Below are 2513 nucleotides of genomic sequence, written 5' to 3' on the forward strand. Positions count from 1 at the left end.
GGGCCATAACTGATCCGGGGATTGACGGTCCAGCAACCGAGACTTCAGACACAACATCGAACTGAGCCGTCGCAATGACCGATCGCTCCGCTCCAGAGACGACTTCGACATCGGGTGCCCTAGGGCTGACGGCCTGTATCGCTCTGGTCGTTGGAAACATGATCGGGTCAGGGGTGTTTTTACTGCCGGCATCGCTTGCTCCGTTTGGGCCAATTGCAATTGGTGGGTGGATTCTGACTTCGGCAGGGGCGCTTGTTCTCGCGATCATTTTCGGAAGGCTGTCACGCGTAGTTTCGAAACCCGGTGGCCCCTATGCCTATTCGCAAGAAGCGTTCGGAAACTTTGCAGGTTTCATTATTGCGTGGGGGTACTGGATCGCACTTTGGACCGGGAATGCCGCCGTCGCCGTCGCGTTGGTGGGATACCTGGGATTCCTGTTCCCTATTATCATCGAAGTGCCGATGTACGGCCTCTCGACTGCGTTGGTTGCAATCTGGACGCTCACCTTGGTCAACATCCGTGGGGTCGAAGGCGCTGGTTTGGTTCAGATCGTGACCACCGTGCTCAAACTCGCGCCGCTTATATTGATTGGCACATTGGGTATCTTCTGGATCAACACCGAGAACTATGTTCCGGTCAACCAAAGCGGCACCACGGCGTTTACGGCGATTTCTGCCGCGGCTGCTCTGACGCTTTGGGCCTACTTGGGTCTTGAATCTGCGACCGTTCCCTCTGGCGATGTTATCGAGCCGGAAAAGACCATTCCCCGCGCCACCATCATCGGCGTGATTATCGCCGCAAGCGTCTATATCTCGGTAACCGCCGTTTCGATGGGCGTCATTCCTGCCGAGCTGCTTGCTGTTTCCGCTGCACCACTGGCAGCCGTCGGTGAGGTGATGTTTGGTCCCGTTGGCGGCGTCCTTGTTGCTGTGGGCGCGGTGATTTCGACCTTTGGCACTTTGAACGGCTTTACGCTGCTCAGTGGCCAAGTCCCTTACGGTGCCGCTTTGGATCGCGTCTTCCCCGCAGCCTTGGGCCAAAAATCCAAATTTGGAACGCCTGCTAATGCGTTAATCCTGTCGAACGCGTTGGCCTCGGTTTTGATTATCATGAACTATGCGCAAGGGCTGGTCGCCGCATTCAACTTTGTCATTTTGCTCGCCGTTGTCGCCAGCCTGTTGCCCTATGCCATCTGCTCAGTGGCCGAGATTATGATCCGGCTGAAAGGCGGGCAGGTCCTGCATGGCCCGGAACTGGCGAAGGTGGTCGTGCTGGGCGCACTTGGGTTCATTTATTCGGTCTGGGCCTTCATCGGCTCAGGCGCTGAAACCGTTTTGGTTGGCTCCGTCCTGTTGCTTATGGGCGTGCCTATACATGTCTGGGTCCGCTGGAGTCAGGCCAATGATTTTGAAGATATTCAGAAAACGGATAGTTCGAAAGGAGAGTTGCCATGAAGCTCGGCGTTCATTCCGAGATCGGAAAGCTCAACAAGGTGATCGTCTCGCGCCCTTCACTGGCGCATGATCGTCTGACACCACGAAATTGCGAAGAGCTTTTGTTCGATGACGTGATCTGGGTCGAGCAGGCCCGCAAGGACCACGCAGAATTCTGTTCCCTGATGCGGGAACGCGGGGTCGAGGTCTACGACATTCAGGATCTGCTCGCCCAAGCTATCGCAGACGACCCCGCAGCGCGTGCCTTCCTGTTGGACCGTCTGATCACGCCCAACATGGTCGGCCTGGGCTTTTCCGTAGAAATGCGTGCTTGGTTGGACGAGATGGATGCCAAGCTGCTTGCTCGCCATATGCTCGGCGGCATCATCTTTGCAGACCTGCCCAAGGGTATGATCGACGAACAGTTCGGTGATCTGGTTTCTCTGGGCGACTTCATTCTTCCCGCGATCCCCAATGCGCAGTTCCAGCGCGACCCCTCCTGCTGGATTTTCGATGGCGTGACGACGAACCCGATGTTCTGGCCTGCTCGTAAGCCGGAAACCTTGATCATGCGTACGGTGTATCGCCACCATAAGATGTTCAAGGACGCCGAGTTCGAGTTCTGGTGGGGCGATAGCGACGACGATTTCGGCCTCGCCTCGGTCGAGGGTGGCGACGTTCAACCGGTGGGCAACGGCACAGTCTTCATAGGGATGGGCGAGCGCACAACCCGGCAGGCCGTCGCTCAGGTTGCCGAAGCGCTGTTCAGGAAGGGCGGTGCCGAGCGTGTCGTCGCCTGTGCGATGCCCAAAAGCCGCGCAGCCATGCATCTGGATACGGTGTTCACTTGTCTTGACCACGACAAGGTCACTGCATTCTCGGAAGTCGCGGACCAGATCACCTGTATCTCGATCCGCCCGGGTGACCGCGGGGACTTGGATATCCACGTGGAAAAAGGGCACCTTTTCGACGTCTACAAAGAAGCGCTGGGGCTGAACTCGCTGGAGGTCATCTCGACCGGTGGCAACGAGTTCCAGGCCGAGCGCGAACAGTGGGATGACGGCAATAACGTCGTGGCCC

The 2513-nt window shown here is 57.4% G+C and carries 2 protein-coding genes; both read left to right on the plus strand.

Annotated elements, in window-relative coordinates:
- Positions 1-74: 74 nt before the first annotated feature.
- Positions 75-1454 (plus strand): amino acid permease, encoded by a 1380-nt coding sequence (locus ACR0DX_RS22630; protein WP_480847518.1) that lies wholly within the window; start codon positions 75-77, stop codon positions 1452-1454.
- Positions 1451-2513 (plus strand): arginine deiminase (locus ACR0DX_RS22635; RefSeq protein WP_480847520.1); only part of this gene is annotated, 1063 nt, incomplete at its 3' end. The genes ACR0DX_RS22630 and ACR0DX_RS22635, both read left to right, overlap by 4 nt.

Source organism: Ruegeria sp. D3, from assembly GCF_056534465.1.